General features: G+C 52.6%; 19 protein-coding genes and 1 other annotated feature. Of the genes, 13 read left to right on the forward strand and 6 right to left on the reverse strand.

What is annotated here, in order from left to right; genetic code table 11:
* Nucleotides 1-73: 73 nt before the first annotated feature.
* Both RUM_RS09980 and RUM_RS09985 read right to left on the reverse strand, forming a co-directional pair.
* Entirely contained in the window at nucleotides 74-1585 is a 1512-nt protein-coding gene (locus tag RUM_RS09980; protein WP_041326405.1) for a hypothetical protein, read from the reverse strand.
* A 112-nt stretch (nucleotides 1586-1697) separates the two neighbouring features.
* The gene (locus tag RUM_RS09985) at nucleotides 1698-2651 is read right to left on the reverse strand and encodes an L-lactate dehydrogenase (protein ID WP_041326406.1); all 954 of its coding nucleotides are present in this window, start codon (nucleotides 2649-2651) and stop codon (nucleotides 1698-1700) included.
* A 177-nt stretch (nucleotides 2652-2828) separates the two neighbouring features.
* Here RUM_RS09985 and RUM_RS09990 point away from each other — a divergent pair, with 177 nt between their 5' ends.
* Together RUM_RS09990 and RUM_RS09995 are read left to right on the forward strand one after the other, a co-directional pair.
* Complete coding sequence (locus RUM_RS09990) at nucleotides 2829-3521, forward strand: iron-sulfur cluster assembly scaffold protein (RefSeq protein ID WP_015558989.1); 693 nt, start codon at nucleotides 2829-2831, stop codon at nucleotides 3519-3521.
* 16 nt (nucleotides 3522-3537) lie between these two features.
* Entirely contained in the window at nucleotides 3538-4545 is a 1008-nt protein-coding gene (locus tag RUM_RS09995) for a GGGtGRT protein (RefSeq protein WP_015558990.1), read from the forward strand.
* 127 nt (nucleotides 4546-4672) lie between these two features.
* On the opposite strand, the gene RUM_RS10000 is transcribed toward RUM_RS09995, so the two are convergent.
* On the reverse strand, nucleotides 4673-6205 hold the full coding sequence (locus RUM_RS10000) for a sodium-dependent transporter (RefSeq protein ID WP_049775545.1): 1533 nt from the start codon (nucleotides 6203-6205) through the stop codon (nucleotides 4673-4675).
* A gap of 287 nt (nucleotides 6206-6492) precedes the next feature.
* Between RUM_RS10000 and RUM_RS10005 the strand changes: the two genes are divergently transcribed.
* Genes RUM_RS10005 through RUM_RS10020 form a run of 4 tightly spaced genes read left to right on the forward strand, consistent with a single transcriptional unit; the run spans nucleotide 6493 to nucleotide 9255 of the window.
* Complete coding sequence (locus tag RUM_RS10005; protein WP_015558991.1) at nucleotides 6493-7326, forward strand: amino acid ABC transporter substrate-binding protein; 834 nt, start codon at nucleotides 6493-6495, stop codon at nucleotides 7324-7326.
* A 12-nt stretch (nucleotides 7327-7338) separates the two neighbouring features.
* On the forward strand, nucleotides 7339-7989 hold the full coding sequence (locus RUM_RS10010) for an amino acid ABC transporter permease (RefSeq protein ID WP_015558992.1): 651 nt from the start codon (nucleotides 7339-7341) through the stop codon (nucleotides 7987-7989).
* 16 nt (nucleotides 7990-8005) lie between these two features.
* Nucleotides 8006-8767, forward strand: a complete 762-nt coding sequence (locus RUM_RS10015) for an amino acid ABC transporter ATP-binding protein (RefSeq protein ID WP_015558993.1) — start codon at nucleotides 8006-8008, stop codon at nucleotides 8765-8767.
* 44 nt (nucleotides 8768-8811) lie between these two features.
* Complete coding sequence (locus tag RUM_RS10020; RefSeq protein ID WP_041326407.1) at nucleotides 8812-9255, forward strand: GNAT family N-acetyltransferase; 444 nt, start codon at nucleotides 8812-8814, stop codon at nucleotides 9253-9255.
* 38 nt (nucleotides 9256-9293) lie between these two features.
* Here RUM_RS10020 and surE read toward each other — a convergent pair whose 3' ends face one another.
* The 3 genes from surE to RUM_RS10035 form a co-directional block, all read right to left on the reverse strand.
* On the reverse strand, nucleotides 9294-10007 hold the full coding sequence (gene surE, locus RUM_RS10025; RefSeq protein ID WP_015558995.1) for a 5'/3'-nucleotidase SurE: 714 nt from the start codon (nucleotides 10005-10007) through the stop codon (nucleotides 9294-9296).
* Between the two features lie 71 nt (nucleotides 10008-10078).
* Entirely contained in the window at nucleotides 10079-10930 is an 852-nt protein-coding gene (locus tag RUM_RS10030) for a cohesin domain-containing protein (protein WP_015558996.1), read from the reverse strand.
* Between the two features lie 76 nt (nucleotides 10931-11006).
* On the reverse strand, nucleotides 11007-12674 hold the full coding sequence (locus RUM_RS10035) for a 2-isopropylmalate synthase (protein ID WP_015558997.1): 1668 nt from the start codon (nucleotides 12672-12674) through the stop codon (nucleotides 11007-11009).
* Nucleotides 12675-12727: 53 nt separating this feature from the next.
* Nucleotides 12728-12941 (reverse strand) — a binding site (T-box leader).
* Nucleotides 12942-13204: 263 nt separating this feature from the next.
* Between RUM_RS10035 and thyX the strand changes: the two genes are divergently transcribed.
* Genes thyX through RUM_RS10070 form a run of 7 tightly spaced genes read left to right on the forward strand, consistent with a single transcriptional unit; the run spans nucleotide 13205 to nucleotide 19374 of the window.
* Nucleotides 13205-13972, forward strand: a complete 768-nt coding sequence (gene thyX / locus RUM_RS10040) for an FAD-dependent thymidylate synthase (RefSeq protein WP_015558999.1) — start codon at nucleotides 13205-13207, stop codon at nucleotides 13970-13972.
* Nucleotides 13965-14669, forward strand: a complete 705-nt coding sequence (locus RUM_RS10045) for a dTMP kinase (RefSeq protein WP_015559000.1) — start codon at nucleotides 13965-13967, stop codon at nucleotides 14667-14669. The genes thyX and RUM_RS10045 overlap by 8 nt, the downstream gene beginning before the upstream one ends.
* Nucleotides 14623-15549: a DUF2156 domain-containing protein gene (locus tag RUM_RS10050; RefSeq protein WP_147645609.1), complete on the forward strand. Its 927-nt coding sequence runs from the start codon at nucleotides 14623-14625 to the stop codon at nucleotides 15547-15549. Before RUM_RS10045 ends, RUM_RS10050 begins: the two co-directional genes overlap by 47 nt.
* Entirely contained in the window at nucleotides 15546-16088 is a 543-nt protein-coding gene (locus RUM_RS10055) for a DJ-1 family glyoxalase III (protein ID WP_015559002.1), read from the forward strand. The genes RUM_RS10050 and RUM_RS10055 overlap by 4 nt, the downstream gene beginning before the upstream one ends.
* Entirely contained in the window at nucleotides 16088-16678 is a 591-nt protein-coding gene (locus RUM_RS10060) for a 5-formyltetrahydrofolate cyclo-ligase (protein WP_276694912.1), read from the forward strand. The genes RUM_RS10055 and RUM_RS10060 overlap by 1 nt, the downstream gene beginning before the upstream one ends.
* Entirely contained in the window at nucleotides 16653-18149 is a 1497-nt protein-coding gene (mltG, locus tag RUM_RS10065; protein ID WP_015559004.1) for an endolytic transglycosylase MltG, read from the forward strand. Before RUM_RS10060 ends, mltG begins: the two co-directional genes overlap by 26 nt.
* Nucleotides 18136-19374, forward strand: coding sequence for a peptidase U32 family protein (locus RUM_RS10070; RefSeq protein WP_015559005.1), 1239 nt, complete (start codon nucleotides 18136-18138; stop codon nucleotides 19372-19374). The genes mltG and RUM_RS10070 overlap by 14 nt, the downstream gene beginning before the upstream one ends.
* Nucleotides 19375-19463: the final 89 nt, after the last annotated feature.

The following is a 19463-nucleotide window of genomic DNA, read 5'->3' on the forward strand; positions in this document are numbered from 1 at the left end:
CGCTACTCATAAACCAGAAAACGGTACAGTCCGCAAGGGCTGCACCGTTTTCCTTTTCCTTGTAACACTGTCATTATGCAATGCTGCCTTCACGCAGCTGATACAGCTCATACCGGTATCCATCGTGGGCTTCCTCCGCCGTACCGATCAAGGTATACAGCTCAGTCAAAGCTGCGCACGGTTCTTTGCGCCAAAGGTGTTCCCGCATGCGATATCGTACCACCACGAACTCCACAGCACCCTCCTGTACGATCCTGTCCTGCTCCTGGTACATCTCGGGCAGTTGATCCTTTGGGATATTGAGCCGGCAGAAAAACCGGGTATCCGGCAGCAAAGCGCCGGACTCCAGATAAAAACCGCCATCCAGGAAACAGTAATTCAGCAGCGTGATTTCATCCTGTCGCTTCGTTTGCTCCATCAGCTGTGCAAACTGGATCTGGGGGTAGTAGGACTCAGGCTTGCCAAGATAATACCGACAGTTGCTGGCAGGGTACAGCGCCAACAGATACAGCACCGGAAACGCCAGCTTCATGCACGTTTTCCACCGTTTCTGACCCATACCAGCCCACAACCGCAGCAGGGGAATGATGCCGAACAGGCAGTACCCTGCCATAATCAGCAGGTAATACCGATACCGGACACCTCCTGCAAATACAAAAAAGTACAACCCTGCATAGGTTGCGGCAATGGCGATCCGGGTGGCGGTCTGCTTGCAGCTGTCTTTTTTCAAGACAAAATACAGCACACCACCTATGCACAGGGCAGTCATACAGAAATTGTGGAACACATCCTGCACCAGGATTCCGCCGATGCGCAGAATCAGAGAAGCAGAACGGGAATATAGAAAAATGTTGGAGTAGAAGTATACATAAAAAAAGTCATACAGTGCGTGGTGGTATGCAAAATACGCCAGCCATGGCAGCATGGTCAGAGCCATGCCGCTCAGGAACAGAAAACAATGGGCAAATGCCCGGCCAGGCTGTCCCTGTCGGATGGTCTGCACAAAAAAGAACAGCACCCAGGCAATGTAAAACCCCAGCATGGTGAACTTGATCCAAAGAATCATGCCAGCCAGCACACCGCAAAGAATATGTGTCCGGCGGCAGGGGAGTGTACCGGACTCGGTGCAGCGCAGCATAGCATACAGACCGTACAGCACCAGAGGCAGACAGAATTCCTCTGCATTGTCCCCCCGGCTGAAGCAATAAGCTGTGACGGTCACAAAGCCGGATAATGCCGCCGCCGGAAATTGCAGACGCTCCGGCAGAAACAGCCCTGCGATCTTACAGTACAGCCAGAGCACCCAGGTCAGGTTCAGAATCTCTAGCAAATAGACTCCGAAAAAGCCATTGCTGTCCATCCATGCAGCCAGGGCATGCAGACCATACAGCAGGGGGCCCTTTTGCTCATACAGATCCCGGTAGGGGACTGTTCCGGACAGCATGGCTTTTCCCACCGTCAGAAAGCAGTTCTGATCCACCCCCGTGTGCAGAGGAAACAGGGGCGATGCCATGGAACAGACAGTCATCAGAAGACTGGACAGCAGTACACAGCTCAGCAGCCGTATGCAGGTTTGCCGCTTCAAAAGCAACCCTCCCAATTTGTGATATACATTTGCTTTTCTAGTGTATCACAAATCAGGAGGGTTTGCAAGCCGAACCTTCGGCAGTATCGCATAGGGTTTGTGCAGTGTTTCCTTATAAATCCAGCCCGGCAATTACATCCTTCAGAGTCTGTACCGAATGCTCCAGCTGCTGCTGTTCGCTGCCGTCCAGAGGGATATCCAGTACCTTTTCAACGCCCTCCGCCCCCACAATGGAGGGAACGCCGAAATACACGTCCGATACCCCGTAATGACCGTTTACATAAGCGGAAACCGGCAGCACAGAATGCTCCTCCCGGACGATGGCACGGGCGATCCGGGTCACTGCCAGAGCAATGGCATAATAGGTGGCGCCTTTTTTCTCAATGACCTTATAGGCGCTGGTGCGCACGTCCTCGTACAGCCTGTGGAGCGTTTCTCCGTCGCATGCACCGCAGATATCGCAGAAGCTGTCCAGATCCACCCCGGAGATGTTGGCGCTGCTCCATACAGCCAGCTCGCTGTCTCCGTGCTCCCCGATGATAAAGGCATGCACGCTGCGGCTGTCCACCCCCAGATGCGCCCCAAGCAGGTATTTCAGCCGTGCCGTATCCAGCACCGTACCGGAGCCGATCACATGCTCCGGCGGGTAACCGGACAGCTTCCACGCCGCATAGGTCATCACGTCCACCGGGTTGGATACGATCAGCAAACGGGCATCCTGCGTAACCGCAGTGATTTGGGGGATCATATCCCGGAAGATCTCCACATTTTTGCGAACCAGTTCCAATCTGGTTTCACCGGGCCGCTGTCCGGCACCGGCTGTGATGATAATCAGAAAGCAGTCTGCCAGATCCGCATAGGTGCCGGCGTAGATCTTCATAGGGTGTACAAAGGGCAGGCCATGGCTCAGATCCATCGCTTCCCCCTCCGCCTTGGTCTGATTGATGTCGATCAGCACCAACTCCGAGAACATCTCCTCCTGTATCAGAGAAAAGGCAATGGATGCCCCTACAAAGCCGCACCCGATCACGGCACATTTTTGTTTATTCACAAGGATTCCTCCCATCGTAAATTCATCAGTAGCATCGCCTTTAGTCTGTCCGGAAATACCTTTTTTATGCGGTCTGATAAAAAAGGTTCAGGAATTCAAAAAAGGGGCTTGATTCTGTCGAAAAAATGCGGTATAATGATACCATATGATGTATAAGGTGAATCTCATCTTATATCGAAAGGAGTTAAGGATATGAATTATTCTCATGAAGTTGAAACAATGTGCCCTGTAAAGCAAGGCGTTGCTCACGGCGCAGCCCCGATCCCGGAAGAAGCAAAGTGGGTGAAGGCAAAGGAAATCACTGATATTTCCGGTTTCACACACGGCATCGGCTGGTGCGCACCGCAGCAGGGTACCTGCAAGCTCACACTGAACGTTAAGGGCGGTGTGATCCAGGAAGCATTGGTTGAGACCATCGGATGTTCTGGTATGACCCATTCTGCTGCAATGGCTGCTGAAATCCTCCCCGGCAGAACCATTCTGGAAGCACTGAACACCGACCTGGTTTGCGACGCAATCAACACTGCAATGAGAGAGCTGTTCCTGCAGATCGTATACGGCAGATCCCAGAGTGCATTCTCTGAGGACGGTCTGGTAATCGGCGCAGGACTTGAGGATCTTGGCAAGGGTCTCCGTTCTCAGGTTGGTACCATGTACGGTACACTGGAAAAGGGCCCCCGTTACCTGGAGATGACTGACGGTTACGTAACCGGCATTGCTCTGAATGAGGATGACGAGATCATCGGCTACAAGTTCGTTAACTTCGGTAAGATGATGGACTTCATCAAGGCAGGCGATGACGCAAACACAGCATACGAAAAGGCACAGGGTCAGTACGGCCGTGTTGCAGACGCTGTAAAGATCATCGATCCCAGAAAGCAATAAGAGGAGGAAAACTACAATGGCTTTATTTGAATCTTATGAGAGAAGAGAAAAGCAGATTCTTGCTGTTCTCGCACAGTATGACATTCACTCCATCGAAGAGGCTGCTGAAATCACCAAGGCTAAGGGTCTTGACATTTACAAGCTGGTTGAGAGCATTCAGCCCATCTGCTTCGAGAATGCAAAGTGGGCTTACACTGTAGGCTGCGCAATCGCAATCAAGAAGGGCTGCACCAGAGCTGCTGACGCTGCTGCTGCAATCGGTGAAGGTCTGCAGGCATTCTGCATCCCCGGCTCCGTAGCTGACCAGCGTAAGGTTGGTCTGGGTCACGGCAACCTGGGCAAGATGCTGCTGGAGGAAGAGACCAAGTGCTTCTGCTTCCTGGCTGGTCACGAGTCCTTTGCCGCTGCTGAAGGCGCAATCGGTATTGCTGAAAAGGCAAACAAGGTTCGGAAGGAACCCCTGCGGGTTATCCTGAACGGCCTGGGCAAGGATGCTGCACAGATCATTGCAAGAATCAATGGCTTTACTTACGTTGAAACCGAAATGGATTACTACACCGGCAAGGTAAAGGAAGTATTCCGCAAGTGCTACTCCAAGAATGCTGACAACCCCCGTGCAAAGGTAAACTGCTACGGCGCAAACGATGTAACAGAGGGCGTTGCGATCATGTGGAAAGAGGGCGTTGACGTTTCCATTACCGGTAACTCCACCAACCCGACCCGGTTCCAGCATCCGGTTGCAGGTACCTACAAGAAGGAATGTGTTGAGCAGGGCAAGAAGTATTTCTCCGTTGCATCCGGCGGCGGTACCGGCCGTACCCTCCACCCGGACAACATGGCAGCAGGTCCGGCTTCCTACGGTATGACCGATACCATGGGTCGTATGCATTCTGACGCACAGTTCGCTGGTTCCTCCTCCGTTCCGGCTCACGTTGAGATGATGGGTCTGATCGGTATGGGTAACAACCCGATGGTTGGTGCTACCGTTGCTTGCGCAGTTGCTGTAGAAGAGGCAATGAAGTAAGATCGTTTTGACGATATGCAAAACAGCCGATGCAAAAGCATCGGCTGTTTCTATATCCTTTGCAGCATATATGATGCTACACAAAAACCGGCATGCGGTATGCGCATGCCGGTTTTATTTTATGATCTTACTCTTCCCAGATCTTTGTGTGATCCTCTTCCTTCAGGTGCATCTTCTTCTCAATGATTTTTACAATGAAGCCGCTGAGGAATACCAGAATGGTAATTGCCCAACCGCCGATGATGTTGGATGCCAGAGAATAGCCGCCGTAGATACCATTGTTCTTGGTGAACAGGGTGATTACATTCCACAGGAAGAATCCTCCCAACAGAATGGGCGCACAAAACTTGATAGAGGTGCAGAACCACCACGCAGGCATCTTGAACCGTTTGGTGTTCCGGTTGATCTCATCCAGCACCTTGCGCAGCTTGAAGCACCAGCCAATGGCGATTGCCTCCAGAAAACCTACCAGAATCAGGTTGTAGCTGTTGCACCAGTTGTCCACGATATCCAGCCAAGCCACGCCTGCGCCGGTCACAAAGAACAGGGAAAATGCTGCGGAAATGATGCAGACCCAGACGGTTGTCTTACGCTTTGCAATGTGGAACTTATCGGAAATTGCAGTGGAAACGCCCTCCACAATGGAGAATGCGGAATCGATCGCCAAGGTGCACAGACAGAAGTAGAACACTGCCGCAAAAATCGCATTGACCACGCCGGAGCCGGTCAGATGTACAATGGCGGAGGGATAAATCAAAAATGCAGTGGCAATACCGGATGCGGACATGTCGTCTACAGTCATGCCCGTGCCATACATGGTGGTAAACAGCACGATACCGGACAGCACGCTGATGGAAAGATCGGCAAACGCAATGATCACACCGTCCACTGCCACATTCGCATCATCCTGCAGGAAGGAGCCGTAGGCAAACATAATCGCCATCATAATGGACAGAGAGTAGAATACCTGACCGACCGCATCGATCCACAGGTCCGCACTGGCAAGTTCAGCCAGATCCGGCACAAACATCACCTTCAGGCCTTCCATAGCCCCGGGCATCGTCAAGCCCTTGATCGCCATAATCAACAGGCAGGCAACCGGCAGGAACACGGTGTACTTGACCACCTTGCCCACACTGTTGGCGCCGTCCCGGATACACAAATAAATCACGATCCATGCCACCAGCAGGCAAATCAGCACCGGCCAGGAGATGGTACCATAACCGGAGGTATCCCAGGTGGTTTTCAATAGGTCAGCCCACACACCGGAAGCAGCCGTGGAATCCCCGGTGAGATTTGCGAACTTGTAAGAACATACGGTCATCAAAATAACCCAGCCAAATACCACGGCGTAGTAAATTTCGATCACGAATGCATTTGCGGTTGCAGCCCAGCCGATTGGCTCAAATTTTTTCTTGATGCTGTGCATCGCCTTGGGTGCGCCGCCTCGTACCTTTCTGCCGATGGCGATCTCCATGGTCAGAAGGGGAATGCCGATCACCAGCATTGCCGCCAGATACACCAGCATGAACGCACCGCCGCCATGCTTTGCGCACAGACCCGGAAAGCGCCATGCATTGCCAAGACCTACCGCAGATCCGATTGCGGCAAGGATGAATGTGGATCGGGACGCCCAGGTCCCTCTGCTTGAATCACTCAAAAAAATCTCTCCCATACTTCATTTTATCTGATTTATTATCAAGCTATTTTATTGTAGCACGCCGAAAAAAGCATGTCAAGGTGAAATGGCTGGAATTTGTTGAACCAACCGATAAGTTGTCGGTGTTCTTGTCAAATACCAACAAGAACAGGGTGCCTGCCATAAGTGGAATCCATGAAAATGCTCAATCTTCTCACTTAGTGTGCCGGAAAGATTGACTTTATTATAGTACTATGATAAAATAACAAGTATGGCATTTTATTCGTATCAGATAAGGAGAAGATCACATGAAACTCAAGTCTATTTTTGCAATTCTGACCGCCGGCGTGCTGGCATGCACCGGTCTGACCGCCTGCGGCGATGACAAGGCTGCATCCAACCAGAAGGCTACCTTCACCGTTGGCTTTGACCAGGATTTCCCGCCCTTTGGCTATGTGGATGAAAACGGCGAGTTCACCGGCTTTGATCTGGAGCTTGCCAAGGAAGCTGCAAAGCGTATGGACATGGAAATCAAGCTGCAGCCCATTGACTGGGACTCCAAGGAACTGGAGCTTTCCTCTGGATCCATCAGCTGCATCTGGAACGGTTTCACCATGAACGGCAGAGAAAATGACTACACATGGACAGAATCCTATATGGATAATTCCCAGGTATTTGTTGTAAAGAGTGATTCCGGCATCAAGACCCAGGCTGATCTGGCAGGCAAGATCGTGACCGCACAGACCGATTCCGCAGCGCTGAACGCATTGAACGGCGACGATTTCAAGGATCTGAAGGCAAGCTTCAAGGAACTGTTGACCTGCGCCCAGTACAACACCGCTTTCATGGATCTGGAGGCAGGTGCCGTTGACGCTGTTGCAATGGATATCGGTGTGGCGAAGTACCAGATTGAAGGCAAGGAATCCAAGTTTATCATTCTGGACGAACCCATTGTCAAGGAGCAGTATGCTGTTGGCTTCTACAAGGGCAATACTGAAATGCGGGATAAGGTGCAGAAGGCACTGGACGAAATGGCTGCGGACGGTACCTTTAAGAAGATCTCCGAAAAGTGGTTCGGCTATGATGTCTGCACATTGGCAGCAGCAAAGAACGCCAATACATCTGCATCTGATTCCAACTAACAGGGTAACATCATGTCATTACAAAAAATTTTGCTGGAGCTGCTGTCCGGCATGGTCACCTCATCAGAGATCTTTCTGTTGACCCTGCTGCTGGCACTGCCTCTGGGACTGCTGATCTCTTTCGGCAGAATGGCAAAGTTCCGGGTACTCCGGTTTTTGACCCAGTTTTACATCTCTGTGATGCGGGGTACGCCACTGATGCTTCAACTGCTGGTGGTGTACTACGGACCTTATTTTATTTTCGGCATCCGGATCACCAACGAATATCGGTTTATTGCAGTCATCATCGGCTTTGTGCTGAACTATGCGGCTTATTTTGCGGAAATCTACCGTGGCGGCATCCAGTCCATTCCGGTGGGACAGTATGAAGCAGCAAAGGTACTTGGTTACAGCCGTGCCCAGTGCTTTGGCAGGATCATCATGCCCCAGGTTATCAAGCGGATCATCCCCGCTCTGACCAATGAGATCATTACACTCATCAAGGATACATCCCTGTCCTTTGCCTTGGCTGTGCCGGAAATGTTCACCACTGCAAAGGCCATTGCCGCAGCAGACAAGACCATGACTGCATTTGCTGCAGCCGGCGTGTTCTACTATGTATTCAACCTGCTGGTGGCAGGAATCATGCGCAAAGTGGAACAGAAGCTGAGCTATTACCGCTGACCGAAAGGATGTTATCATGAGCGTTTTTGAAATCAAGCATGCCAGAAAATCCTTCGGTGATCTGGAAGTGCTCAAGGATATCAGTGTGTCCGTAGAACAAGGGGAGGTAGTTGCCATTCTGGGACCCTCCGGTTCCGGAAAGTCCACCTTCCTGCGTTGTGCAACCATGCTGGAGGAACTGGACGGCGGTTCCCTATGCTATGGCTCCCGGTTCGCAGCCAAGGACGAAAACGGAAAATCCGTTTATGTATCCCGGAAAGAGCGGCACAAGCTGTATGCCCAGTTCGGACTGGTGTTCCAGAACTTCAATCTGTTTCCCCACTACAGCGTCATGGAAAATATCATCAATCCGCTGATGGTGGTGCAGCATATGAAAAAGCCGGAGGCTCTGGAGCGGGGGAAGGCCTTGCTGGAGAAAATGGGGCTGTCGGATAAGGGGGACTATTACCCCTGCCAGTTGTCCGGCGGACAGCAGCAACGGGTATCCATTGCCCGTGCGCTTGCCATGAATTCCAATATCTTGTTCTTTGACGAGCCTACCAGTGCGCTGGATCCGGAGCTGACCATGGAAATCCTCCGTGTTATCCGGAACCTGGCGGCGGAAAATATGACCATGGTGATCGTGACCCATGAGATTGAATTTGCCAGGAGTGTGGCGGATCGGGTCATCTTCATGGCAGATGGAATCATCGTAGAAGAAGGCAAGCCAGAGGATGTGATCGATAATCCCAGCAACGAGCGTACCCAGGCTTTCCTGAAAAAATTTGAAAGTGCATAATACCACGCCCGGAGGAAATATCCGGGCGCTTTTTGGAGGGCAACATGAATATTCGCGCAATGACAATACAGGATACGGATCAGGTGCTTTGCATGATGCGTGTGTTTTACGATTCACCGGCTGTGCTGCATAAGGCACCGAACACCATCCTGCTTCAGGATATTGCAGACTGCGTAGGGGAGTGCCCGTTTATTGAAGGCTATATCTTTGAGGAAGATGGGCAGATCGCCGGCTATGCCATGACGGCAAAAAGCTATTCCACGGAATACGGCGGGCTTTGCATTTGGGTGGAAGATATCTACATCAAGCCTGCCTTCCAGGGGCGTGGCATCGGGAAAGCATTTCTGGAGCATCTGGAGGAGCAGTACCGGGGCAGGGCGGTTCGATTCCGACTGGAAGCGGAGGATGAAAACCAACATGCAATCCATCTGTACAGCAAGCAGGGCTATCAAAAGCTGCCCTATGTGCAGATGACCAAGGAAGTATAAAAATTCCCTGGGTGTGCTTTGCATGCCCAGGGGTCTTTTTATCCCACATTGTTTACAATGCCAACGGATACGTACTGATGACAGATGGCAAACAGATCCGTACCCTCACTGCCCTGCCAATTGCGCCCGGGAATCACCCGGAACCGCATATGATCCGGATCCAGTTCCTCTGCGCTGTAGTCATCCGCATAAAACGAATCCTTTGAAACAGTGCATCCATGCATAACGCCCCTGCATGCCTCCAGAGGACAGCCGGGAAAGTTAATGTTCCAGATTTGAGAATCCGTCAGCTTCTTGTCTATGTACTCCTCCAGCAGCTGCGGCAGATACTTGTCCGTTACAGGACACTGCGGGGAATCCTGCGAAAGGGCAATGGCGTGAATGCCCCAGAATGCAGCCTCCAGCGCTGCGCCCACGGTAGCGGAATACTGAATGTCTGACGCAATGTTGTACCCGTTGTTGATGCCGGAAAGCACCACATCCGGCTTCCTGCCCATCAGCTTGATGCCCACCCGGACACAGTCCACCGGAGTGCCGCTGCACGCAAAAGCCCGTACATCAGCTGGAAAAGCATCCTGCCGCCAAACCTCAACCGAATTCAGATAGTGAATGCTGTGGGACATGCCGCTGCGCTGACTGTCCGGTGCCACTACCCACACCTCTCCATAGGGCCTTGCAGCCTGTGCTAGCCGGAGAATGCCCTCCGCCTGTATGCCATCATCGTTTACAACTAAAATGCTTCTGGTTTTCATTGCAGATTCCTCCTGAAAAAGCAAAGCCACTCTTGACGCAATGGTCAAAAGTGGCTTTTGTTTGTATCAGATCACGGATACATACCGATATTTGCTGAAGTTGCGAATTCCTTTGCTGCACCGCCATCCACATATTCAAGCACGGCAGCATCGTACTGGAACTGGAAGTCGAATGCGGCAAAGCCGGAATTGTTGCTGATGCTGAAGGTCACATCCACTGTATCACCGGGCTTGCCTTCCACGGAATTGCAGGTAATCAGGAAAGAACTTGTGTCCGGAGCTTGATCCTTCTGTGCGCCGGCGTTTACACCAACATATCCCTTGGCAGTTTTGATATCCTTAATGGTCACTGCATCATAGGTACAGAAGTCGGTGTGGGTGATGCTGATGGGATAATTGCCTGCCTGGGCACCTTCTTTGATCTTGAACCGGAAGGTCAAAAACTGACCATTGAAGGTGAAATCCCCCTGCTTGGTCAGATCCATCCACAATGCCTGTCTGGTCTCCAGCTTGGGTGTATTGGTGGAAGAACCGCTCTGTGTAGTGGTCACTGCCGGATTCGGATCACTCTGTGCCGGATTACCCGGATTGGTCTGTGCAGCAGTTGTAGCCGGCGGCACATAGGGAACTGTTGCCACATTGCCATTGGCATCCGTGGTAACAGCAAACACATTGCCGTTGGCATCGGTCACTGTGGTAACTGTGGTGTCGGTGTTGCCGCTGGGTGCAGCGGTGGTGGTTCCGGTGGAGGAACCCTTGGAATCGTCGATCAGAGTGATCTGCAAACCGGGCTGCAGAATGGCACTCAGTTCCGATTCCGTCAGACTTTCTGTCTTCCCGCCGGATTTGTTACAGCCGGCAAATGCAAATGCCAGAGCACCAACCAGAGCCAGTGCCAGAACCTTTTTACGATAGCTTTTCATTGTCCCGCTCCTTTAAAAAATTTCTCTCTTTATTATACACATGTGTGAATGGCTTTGTCAAGTGTATTTTGCATTATCACACAGTTTTCAGAATCATCCGGTTCACAGCGCTAAGCAGTGCATTGGTGGAAGAAACGATAATATCCGTGTGAATCCCCACGCCCCAGAACAGCTGTCCCTTTCTGTCCTGCAAGGATACATAGGACACCGCCTTGGATTTAGAGCTGACCTCCAGCGCATGCTCTGTGTAGCTTTTCAGAGTATAATCCAGATTCAGCGCATTCCTGACCGCATTGCTCACCGCATCCAGACGACCGTTTCCGCTGGCAGCGACGGTTTCTATGCCTGTACCGGACTGGATGGTCACAATGGCGTCAATGCCATCCTTCTGGGCGTAATGAATGGCAGGCAGTGCAATGGGACTGGACAGATTCACATAGGTATCCTGGAAGATCCGGTAAACCTCCTCCGGCAACAGCTCCTTGTGGGCACGATCAGAAATACTCTTGACATGATAGCCAAAGCCCTCACGCATACCATCCGGCAGCTTGATGCCATAGTAATGTTCCAGCAGGTAGCCAATGCCTCCTTTGCCGGACTGGCTGTTGATGCGTATCACGTCTCCGTCGTAGGTTCTGCCGATATCCAGGGGGTCAATGGGCAGATAGGGCACATTCCAGGTGCTGTCCGGATGACTCTCCCGCCATTTCATCCCCTTGGCAATGGCATCCTGGTGGGAGCCGCTGAACGCCGCAAACACCAGGGAGCCGCTGTAGGGCTGCCGTTCGTTAATGTGCATACCAGTGGCATGCTCATAGATCCGGGTCATTTCCGGCAGATCATGAAAATCCAGTCCCGGATCCACTCCCTGTGCGTACATATTCAGGGCAATGGTCACGATATCCGCATTGCCGGTACGCTCTCCGTTCCCAAACAGGGTACCCTCCACCCGGTCTGCGCCAGCCAGCAGAGCAAGCTCGCTTTCTGCCACTGCACAGCCCCGGTCGTTGTGGGGATGCACCGACAAGATCACCCGCTCCCGGTTGTGGAGATGCCTGGACAGATACGCCACCTGATTGGCATATACATGGGGCATCGCACAGGACACCGTATCCGGCAGATTGATAATAACCGGCTGGTTGCAATCCTGCTGCCACACATCCAACACCGCATTGCAGATCTCCAGAGCAAAGTCCATTTCCGTGCCGGTAAAACTCTCCGGAGAGTACTCCAACCGGATATCGCTGCTGCATTTGTCCCGGTATTCCCTGCAAAGCATTGCTCCCTCCACTGCCAGAGCAATAATCTCCGGCTTATCCTTGTGGAATACCTGGGTACGCTGGGCAACAGAGGTGGAATTGTACAAATGCACAATGGCATGGGGTGCCCCTTGGATGGCTTCAAAAGTTCTGGCAATGATATGCTCCCGGGACTGGGTCAGCACCTGGATGGTCACATCCTCCGGAATCAGATGCTCCTCGATCAGCGTCCGGCAAAAGGCATATTCTGTTTCGGAGGCTGCCGGAAAGCCGATCTCGATCTCCCGGAACCCAGCCTGTACCAGCATCTGAAAGAATGTCAGCTTGTCCTTCAGATTCATAGGGGTGACCAGCGCCTGGTTCCCGTCCCGCAGATCCACACTGCACCACACCGGGGGATGATCAATATAGGTTTTTCTGAGCCACTGGAACTCCCCCTCCGGTGCGGGGAAGAACTGGCGGGTATACTTGCTGCTGTGTTTCATATGTCCTCCATTTGGCGTGATCCGGGGAAATAAAAAAGCACTCCGCCTCTGATAAAAGAGGTGAAGCGCTGCTCCACGGTACCACTCTTTTTGACGGCATTGCCGCCCGCTTTCTGCTCTGTAACGGGAGCACCCGGAAACGCCTACTCACCACTGCTTCAGCGTCCCGCTCCGGGATGAGATGATTCTGCTGCTGCGCTGCCTTGCACCAACCGGCAGTTCTCTGCTGCATCGGACACAGAACCGGATTCCCTTCACTGCGTTTGTGCCGCAAATTCTATGCGGCTATTACTGATAATGATACTACATTCTGCTGCATTTGTCAAGCATCATTACACATTGACAAACCCGGATCTTTACTGCCTTGATTCTTTTCGCTTTTCTCTTTCCATACTATTGACTATGGTTCACTTCTATTATAATGTAATCCTGCAAAATGCATGCGGCTTTTTTCTTTGTTTGTATTGACTATGCGCCTGTGACGGGGTATAATATAAGTGTATGTATATTAATAGAAGGGCGGCAGATAAATGCAAGTTACATTGATCGGCTACACGCCGACACCGGAAAGAATGATTGCCGCAGCTGCAAAGCTGTGCTATTCGGACAGCAGTGCAGCAGACCTGCTGGAGGGTCTGGATCAGGAAAAAACCAATCACTTTATGGAGATGCTCACCAACATTGGACACGAGTCCCCCATTGAGCATGCTTCCTTTACTTTTGCTATCGAGGGGGTATCCCGCAGTCTTCTGGCGCAGATCACCCGGCATCGGATCGCATCCTTTTCCGTCCAGAGTCAGCGGTATGTGAAAAAGTCCAATTTTGTGTACATTACACCTCCTGCCATTGCAGAGGATGCAGGAACACAGGCGGTGTTTGAGGAAGCTATGACTCATGCGTTTGCCGCATACAATCAGCTGGCTGATCAGCTGGAGCAGCGATATATGCAGGCACATTTACAGGCTGGTATGAACGAAAAGGCGGCACGCTCCAAGGCAGAAAAACGTGCCATTGAGGACGCACGGTTCGTGCTGCCCAATGCCTGTGAAACCAAGATGGTGGTGACCATGAATGCCCGGAGTCTGTATCACTTTTTCCGGCTTCGCTGCTGCCGCCGTGCCCAGTGGGAGATCCGGGCGCTTGCCATGGAAATGCTCCGGCTGTGCTGTGAAGCGGCTCCGGTGCTGTTTGCAAATGCAGGCCCTGCATGCTGCTCCGGCGCTTGTCCGGAGGGGAAAATGAGCTGCGGCGCAGCGGAGGAAGTCCGCCGCCAGGTGGAGGAACTGCGTCATGCATAAGCCGGGCAAATTGATCGTGCTGGACGGTCTGGATGGCTGTGGAAAGTCCACACAGTTTCAATTGCTTTCCCAGCGCATGGAACAGGCGGGGATTCCGGTGCTGCCCATCAGCTTTCCGGATTATGACCATCCCTCCTCTGCGTTGGTCAAGCTGTATTTAAACGGAGAGATCAGTCCCCATGCCGGAGATGTAAACGCTTATGCAGCATCCAGCTTTTATGCGGTGGATCGGTACGCCAGTTATAAGCGCTGTTGGGAGCAGCCCTATCAGCAGGGTACAACCATTCTCGCAAGCCGGTATGTGACCTCCAACGCCATTCATCAGATGAGTAAGCTGCCCCGGCAGGAATGGGATGACTATCTGGAATGGCTGTCAGCTTACGAGTACGATAAGCTGGAGCTGCCCCGGCCGGATCTGGTTCTGTTTCTGGATATGCCGGTGTCGGCAGCACAGAAGCTGTTGTGTGACAGATACGGGGGAGACGAAACAAAGAAGGACATTCACGAATCCGATGTGGCATATATGGAGCGGTGCCGGGATGCGGCACTGTATGCGGCGCAACAGCAGGGCTGGCAGGTGATCCCCTGTAGCCGGGATGCACAGCCTCTGACAGTGGAGGAAATCGGAGACCGGGTCTGGAAGGTGGTTTGTGAACAAACAGATGTTACAGTTTCATCCGATTCAACTGGAGGATAAAAAATGGATCGATCCGCTGCTGGCGGCATCGGACAATATGGGCGGCAGCTACAGCTTTGCCAATAATCTGGCGTGGCAGCGGCTTGGAAACAGTGAGGTATGCTCCTGGGGCGGCTTTTATCTGAACAAGCAGAAAACAGCGGAGCGGATCTCCTTCTTGTTCCCGGCTGGTAAAGGGGATCTTGCGGCGGTGTTGCGAACGCTGATGGACTATGCCAATCTGCGGGGCAGACCCTTGATTCTGTTCGGCGCATCCGCCCAGGCTGCCGCATTTGTACAGCAGCAGTTTCCCGGACGCTTTTCCGTAACGGCTGACCGGGATGATTTCGATTATATTTACCGGCTGGAGGATCTTCGCACGCTGGCAGGCAGAAAATACCACCAAAAGCGGAACCATCTGAAGAAGTTTCAGGCGTACCCCTTTACCTATGCGCCTTTGACAGAAGCGGATTATGAGGACTGCATCCGGCTTAGTGCCGAATGCTACCTGCAAAAGAACGGGATTGCTGAATATACCGGGCAGGTGGAGCAGCTTGCCATCCACACCTTTTTCATGAATTTCCGTGCGCTTGGTCTGATGGGTGGTACGCTCCGGGTGGATGGAAAGCTGGTTGCCTTTACAGTAGGGGAGCGGATCAACAGCAACACCCTGTGTGTCCACATTGAAAAGGGGGACATTGCCTACGAAGGGGTGTACCCGGCGATCAATTACTATTTTGTCAACCATGTGGAGGATCCGGCAATTGCATTTGTGAACCGGGAGGAAGATATGGGGCTGCCGGGACTGCGTAAGTCCAAGCTCTCCTATCACCCGGTGATGCTGCTGGAGAAATATCAGCTTGTCCAGACGGACTTTCAGAAAGAAGGAAAATCATTATGATCTATGTATTTCTTGCAAACGGCTTTGAGGAAATGGAGGCTATGGCGCCTATCGACTGTCTGCGCCGTGCAGGCAAGCAGGTTGTGACCGTAGCAGTGGGCGGTGCGGCAATCCGCAGCTCACACGGTATGCATGTGATCCCGGATCTGACAGAGCAGGAGATTACACTGGATGAGAGCCTGGAGATGATCGTGCTGCCGGGAGGCATGCCGGGTACGCTGAATCTGGAAAACTCGGAGCAGGTACAGAAAGCCATCGCCTATTGTGCAGCCCATGACAAATGGATCGCCGCCATCTGTGCTGCTCCTTCTATTCTGGGGCATCTGGGCATGCTGGATGGGAAGAATGCCACATGCTTTGAAGGCTTTGAGGCGCAGCTGAAGGGTGCCAACGTAACCGGAGAACCGGTATGCGTGGACGGGAGGATCATTACCGCCCGGGGCGCCGGTGTGGCATTGCAGTTCGGACTGAAGCTGACCCAGCTGCTGTGCGGAGATGCGGCTTATAAAAAGCTGCACGACTCCATGCTGTGTGAATGATGGATGCAAAACGAGAACTGCGGCAGAGGATGCTGCAAATGCGGCGACAACTGGATCCGGTACAGAAAGCCCGGATGGATGCCCGGATCGCCCGGCAACTGACGGAATTACCTGCGTTTTTCCAGGCGGAGGAGCTACTGCTGTATGCAGCAACGGAAATCGAGGTGGACACCCGGGAGATTCTTCGGGTCGCATCGGAACTTGGAAAGCGGATTTATTTTCCCTGCTGTCAGGTAGCGCAGCATGCCATGCGCTTTTATCAGGCATCATCCTTTGAGGAAATGAGGGTATCCCACTATGGCATCCTTGAGCCTGCTGCACAGCCGGATGCAGAATGGATGGGGCACAGCAGAACCCTTTGCATTGTACCGGCACTGGCTGTGGATCGCCGGGGTATGCGGCTTGGATACGGGGGCGGATATTACGATCGGTTCCTTGCCCGGCATCCCTTGGTTCAGACCATCGGGCTTTGCTACACCGCCGGTCTGGTAGACTCAGTGCCCACAGAAGCATATGACATTCCGCTGGGAATGATACTTACAGAAACGACGTTGGAGGTTTGTAATGGAGGAGCATCGGAATCAATCTGATACAGACGCATTGTTGGAAGAACTGCTGCGGGAAACAGAGGAGCATGCGCCTGCGGAACCGGATCAGCCACCTGTCCCGGAGGAGCCGGGGGAATGCCCGGCAGAGCCTGTTTCGGATCCTGAGCCGGAGCCGGAATCTGATATGGAAAAGACCCAGTCCTTTCAGTCTGTGAAACATGTTCAGGAGGAGCATGCCGGAGCGAAGCAGGAAAAGCATGCACCGGAGCATCCCCGAAAGCGTCCTGCTGCAAACAGCGCAAAGGGGAAGCAGCCTAAACAGTCGCACCCTTCCGCAAAACATGGCAGGGAGCATGCACAGGGGAAAAAGCGGCGGCGGACAAATCTGCCCTTTGTACTGGTGTGGACAACGATCGTAGTCGCCATTTCTGTGGTGCTTTCCGTTGGACTGCTTGCCATCGGCAAGGATATGTACGCAGTGGACAAGGATACGACGGAAAAGATCATCAATGTGCCGGAAAATGCCACCACCGATCAGATTGCCCAGATGCTGTACGAGGAGGATATTATCCGGATCCCGAGAATGTATCGGCTGGTATCCAAGCTGAACGGCTCGGACGGCAAGTATGTTGCCGGGGAGCATGTGGTCAGTGCCAGCATGTCCTATGAGACCCTGACCTCCACTCTGACCAAGCCGGTGAAGGCGGAAACCGTCCGAGTCACCTTCCCGGAGGGTATTACCATGCTGGATGCGGCAAAGCTTCTGGAAGAAAACAAGGTCTGCGAAGCCAGCCGGTTCATTTACTTCTTCAACATTGCGGATTACAACTACGATATTTTCAAAAAGATGCCCAAGTCCAGCGATCTGAAATTCTATCAGCACGAGGGGTATCTGTTCCCGGATACCTATGAGTTCTATGTGGGCATGGATCCGGAGCTTGTATGTCAGAAGATCTTTATGCGTACCAATGAGATCATTTCAGAGGGCAAGCTGGAGGATCTGGATATGACCTATTACGAGCGTATGGAGGAGTTGGACATTTCTCTGGATGAGCTGATGACTCTGGCGTCCATGATCCAGCGGGAGGCTTCCAGTGTTTCTTCTATGAAGCTGGTTTCCTCTGTGTTCTGGAACCGTCTGAATGATGCAGAAACCTTCCCGCGGCTCCAGTCCGATCCTACCAGCAAGTATGTGGAGGATGTGATCAAGCCCAACATTTCTGTTGCCAATGATGCCATCTATGAGGCATACGATACTTATAAATGTATCGGTCTGCCCGCAGGTGCCATTTGCAATCCGGGCCGGGATGCCATTGAAGCGGCACTGGATCCGACGGACAGTGCATTCTATTACTTCTGTGCGGATACGGAAACCGGCGAAATCTATTACGCAAAGACCGATGCGGAGCATGAGGCAAATCTGGAAGCCATCAGAAATCACACAAAGCCCAGCGATAATCTGGACGCTGAGGCGGGACAGGAGAGACCGGATGAGGACGATGATGCAGAATAAGCTGACCCAACCGGAGATCCTGGCACCGGCGGGGGATTGGGAACGGTTTGAGGCTGCGCTGGATTTTGGTGCGGATGCAGTCTATCTGGGAGGCACCCAGTTTGGCATGCGTGCAGCCTCTGCCAAATTCACTCCGGAGCTTCTGGAGAAGGCCACACGGCTTGCCCATCAGCGAGGGAAGCGAATATATCTGACCTGTAATACTCTGCCGAGAAATCAGGAGATTCCTTTGTTTGAGGGCTTTCTGGAGCAGGCAGTGGCATGCCAGGTGGATGCGTTGATTGTGGCGGATCTGGGTCTGCTTGCCCTGGTGCGGCAGTATGCGCCGGATATGCCCATTCACATGTCCACCCAGACCGGAATCGTCAATTATGCAGCCGCCAATCAGCTATACCAGATGGGTGCCAGCCGGGTGGTGCTTGCCCGGGAGCTGTCTCTGGATGAGATCGCCGAGATCCGGGCAAAGACCCCCAGGGAGCTGGAGATCGAAGCCTTTGTACACGGCGCTATGTGTATGTCCTTTTCCGGGCGCTGCCTGCTGTCCAGCTATCTGACCAACCGGGATGCTAACCGGGGAGCATGCTCCCAACCCTGTCGCTGGAGCTATCATCTGATGGAAGAAAAGCGTCCGGGACAGTTCTTCCCGGTATTTGAGGATGAGCAAGGCTCTTACATTCTCAATGCAAAGGATCTTTGCATGCTGCCTTATCTGGACAAGGTAGTGGAGGCTGGGGTAGACAGCCTGAAAATCGAGGGCAGAGCCAAGTCCTCTTACTATGTGTCCGTTGTTACCAATGCATACCGGCAGGCGATGGATCTGTATTTACAGGATCCTGCCCGGTTTCAGATACCGGACTGGCTTCTGGAGGAGGTCTATAAGGTCAGCCATCGGCAGTACTGCACCGGTTTTTTCTTTGGGCATCCCCAAGACTGTCAGTATTACGAAACCGGCGGTTACATCCGCAATTATGACGTGGTAGCGTGCGTGGATCGCTGGGAGGATGGCAGGTGCTATGCAACCCAGCGGAACCGGTTCTTTGCCGGAGATCGGGTAGAGATTCTGGCGCCCGGACAAAAGCCCTTTGCATTGGAGATCACGGATCTGCGGGACGGAGAGGGAACTTCCATTGAAACAGCCAATCATGCCATGATGCAGCTGTCCTTTGCCTGTCCTACCCAGGTGCCGCCCCATACCATTATCCGAAAAGCTGTTTCAGAAGTATAATCTGCGCCCGCAAATGCGGGCATTTTTTCTGCCATTTCGATTTTTGTCACTTTATCGTAAGATTGGCGTGCTAGACTATAGGAAAGGAG

This window comes from Ruminococcus champanellensis 18P13 = JCM 17042 (genome assembly GCF_000210095.1).
GTDB classification, from domain to species: Bacteria; Bacillota; Clostridia; order Oscillospirales; family Ruminococcaceae; genus Ruminococcus_F; species Ruminococcus_F champanellensis.

What these genes read in the sequence shown, in the direction of transcription:
- RUM_RS09985 (WP_041326406.1), bottom strand. Translation starts at nt 2,651, where the DNA reads ATGGGAGGAATCCTTGTGAATAAACAAAAATGTGCCGTGATCGGGTGC.
- RUM_RS09990 (WP_015558989.1), top strand. Translation starts at nt 2,829, where the DNA reads ATGAATTATTCTCATGAAGTTGAAACAATGTGCCCTGTAAAGCAAGGC.
- RUM_RS09995 (WP_015558990.1), top strand. Translation starts at nt 3,538, where the DNA reads ATGGCTTTATTTGAATCTTATGAGAGAAGAGAAAAGCAGATTCTTGCT.
- RUM_RS10005 (WP_015558991.1), top strand. Translation starts at nt 6,493, where the DNA reads ATGAAACTCAAGTCTATTTTTGCAATTCTGACCGCCGGCGTGCTGGCA.
- RUM_RS10010 (WP_015558992.1), top strand. Translation starts at nt 7,339, where the DNA reads ATGTCATTACAAAAAATTTTGCTGGAGCTGCTGTCCGGCATGGTCACC.
- RUM_RS10015 (WP_015558993.1), top strand. Translation starts at nt 8,006, where the DNA reads ATGAGCGTTTTTGAAATCAAGCATGCCAGAAAATCCTTCGGTGATCTG.
- RUM_RS10020 (WP_041326407.1), top strand. Translation starts at nt 8,812, where the DNA reads ATGAATATTCGCGCAATGACAATACAGGATACGGATCAGGTGCTTTGC.
- surE (WP_015558995.1), bottom strand. Translation starts at nt 10,007, where the DNA reads ATGAAAACCAGAAGCATTTTAGTTGTAAACGATGATGGCATACAGGCG.
- RUM_RS10030 (WP_015558996.1), bottom strand. Translation starts at nt 10,930, where the DNA reads ATGAAAAGCTATCGTAAAAAGGTTCTGGCACTGGCTCTGGTTGGTGCT.
- RUM_RS10035 (WP_015558997.1), bottom strand. Translation starts at nt 12,674, where the DNA reads ATGAAACACAGCAGCAAGTATACCCGCCAGTTCTTCCCCGCACCGGAG.
- thyX (WP_015558999.1), top strand. Translation starts at nt 13,205, where the DNA reads ATGCAAGTTACATTGATCGGCTACACGCCGACACCGGAAAGAATGATT.
- RUM_RS10045 (WP_015559000.1), top strand. Translation starts at nt 13,965, where the DNA reads ATGCATAAGCCGGGCAAATTGATCGTGCTGGACGGTCTGGATGGCTGT.
- RUM_RS10055 (WP_015559002.1), top strand. Translation starts at nt 15,546, where the DNA reads ATGATCTATGTATTTCTTGCAAACGGCTTTGAGGAAATGGAGGCTATG.
- RUM_RS10060 (WP_276694912.1), top strand. Translation starts at nt 16,088, where the DNA reads ATGGATGCAAAACGAGAACTGCGGCAGAGGATGCTGCAAATGCGGCGA.
- mltG (WP_015559004.1), top strand. Translation starts at nt 16,653, where the DNA reads ATGGAGGAGCATCGGAATCAATCTGATACAGACGCATTGTTGGAAGAA.
- RUM_RS10070 (WP_015559005.1), top strand. Translation starts at nt 18,136, where the DNA reads ATGATGCAGAATAAGCTGACCCAACCGGAGATCCTGGCACCGGCGGGG.